A 1,259-nucleotide genomic window follows, 5' to 3' on the forward strand; every position below is an offset into this window, starting at 1 on the left:
ACGCCCAGGCGCTCCTCTCGCTGGTGCAGGGCTACGTGGACGGCGTGCTCTCCGGCCGCTTCCCGGCCGGGACCGCCGGCGCGCCGGCGATCGCGGGGGCAGGGGACCCGGACACCGGCCTGTCGTTCCCGGGGGGGAACCAGCTGCGGTTCTCCGCGGGCGGCGCGCAGCGTGCGCTGCTGTCGTCGTCTGCGCTGAACCTCGACGTGCCGATCACCGGCACGGCGGTCCAGTCCAGCCCGACAGACGCCACGCCGGGGAAGCTCCTGAAGGCGGCTGCGTTCGGCCTCGGGGACGTCGTGGGCTTCCTGTACAACTCCGGCAACGACTATGACGACAATGCAGGCGTCGGCGGATTTGTCGGCAACAATTCCGGCAGCAGCCTGCCCGCCAATGCGCCGTCGGTGAGAGGGTTTGTCGGTTGGCAAGCCTTCACGGCTGGCAACCGTGGCGCCCAGTTTCTCATTGGGGCGCAAGGGGCAAACTCGGACGGCTCGCAGGCCTATTTCCGAGGGCTAGACGGTGATTGGGCCGAGTGGCGCCGCCTGATCGATGACAAGAACCTCCTAGGCACCGTCTCCCAGTCCGGAGGGGAGCCGACTGGCGCGATCATCGAGCGGGGCGGCAATAGCAACGGCCAATATGTGAAGTTCGCGGACGGAACGCAGCTTTGCTGGGCTTATTCATTCGGTGGCTACACGCCGGACGTCGCAATTGGCGCCCTGTATCTAAGTGACAATCTCGTGTGGACTTATCCCGCGACATTTGATGCGACCCCGTCCGTGTTTGGAGGCGCGATAAATTCGTCTCGTTGGCTTTCCCTCGGCAGCAGGACGGCAAGCTCCTGCAATACGTCGATGTACGCGGCGACGCAGCAGTTCACGCCCAGCCCGGCGAGCCTGATGGCTATTGGCCGGTGGTTCTAAGGAGAGCCCTGATGCATCTGATCCTTTCCCCCGTTCGCCGGGACGAGCCCCTCGTGCTGTCGCGCGCGGACGACGTGCTGACCGTCAACGGCCAGGTCCTGGACTTCGGCCCGCTGCCGGAAGGCGCCACGCTTCCCCGCGAGGCCATTGACTGCCGTTGGATCGCCGGCGACGTCGAGCGCGCGGCCGACGGCACGCTGACCGTGCCGCTGATCCTGCCGCACGGGCCGGACGCGCCCGAGGTCACGCGCTTCCCGGAGCCCATCACCCTGACCGCCGACGGGCCGGTGACCCTGCCGCCCTTCGATGTCGCGCCCGAGGAGGACCCCGCAT

Annotated in this window: 2 protein-coding genes; both read left to right on the top strand. The window is 67.6% G+C overall.

Annotation, left to right across the window (positions count from 1 at the left end; translation table 11 throughout):
• The coding region (locus RISW2_RS25200) for a hypothetical protein (RefSeq protein WP_051492391.1) at positions 1–926 on the top strand (926 nt) is incomplete at its 5' end.
• An 11-nt stretch (positions 927–937) separates the two neighbouring features.
• On the top strand, positions 938–1,259 hold a 322-nt coding region (locus RISW2_RS22890), incomplete at its 3' end, for a hypothetical protein (protein WP_043775759.1).

This window comes from Roseivivax isoporae LMG 25204, from assembly GCF_000521865.1.
GTDB lineage: Bacteria > Pseudomonadota > Alphaproteobacteria > Rhodobacterales > Rhodobacteraceae > Roseivivax > Roseivivax isoporae.